Genomic DNA, 628 nt, shown 5'->3' on the forward strand with positions numbered 1-628 from the left:
CCCGCGTGCAAAAAGTGTTTGCACGCGGGTGCAAATCGGATATCCCTACGGCAACGCGGCGCCGGAACGCCCCGCACCGTCTGGGAGGACTTCATGCTCAAGGTTGGTTTGCTCGGCGCTGGCCGTATCGGTCAGGTGCACGCCGTCAACATCGCGAACAACGCCCGCTCGACCCTTGTGGCGGTATCGGATGTCCAGCAAGAGACGGCGACGAACTTGGCCGCGCAGCACGGCGCCAGGGCCCGCAGCTCGGACGAGATCCTTGCCGACCCCGCCATCGACGCGGTGCTGATCGCCACTTCGACCGACACGCATTCGACCCTGATCGAGGCGGCGACGGCGGCGGGCAAGGCAGTGCTTTGCGAAAAGCCGGTGGACCTGTCGCTGGCGCGCGCGCAGCAGTGTCTGGCGGCTGTGGCCAGGACCGGCCAGCCGGTCATGATCGGCTTCAACCGGCGCTTCGACCCCAACTTTGCCGCGCTGAAGGCCGCCAGCCTCGCCGGTGAGATCGGCAAATCCGAACTGCTGTCGGTCACCTCCTTCGACCCGGCGCCGCCGCCGGTCAGCTACGTCAAGGTCTCGGGCGGGCTGTTCCGCGACATGATGATCCACGACTTCGACATGGCGA

Annotated in this window: 1 protein-coding gene; it reads left to right on the forward strand. The window is 66.6% G+C overall.

Annotation, left to right across the window (positions count from 1 at the left end):
- Positions 1-93: 93 nt before the first annotated feature.
- On the forward strand, positions 94-628 hold a 535-nt coding region (locus tag ACTIEN_RS22285; RefSeq protein ID WP_439525321.1), incomplete at its 3' end, for a Gfo/Idh/MocA family oxidoreductase.

Source organism: Marivita sp. (assembly GCF_051859345.1).
GTDB lineage: Bacteria > Pseudomonadota > Alphaproteobacteria > Rhodobacterales > Rhodobacteraceae > Marivita.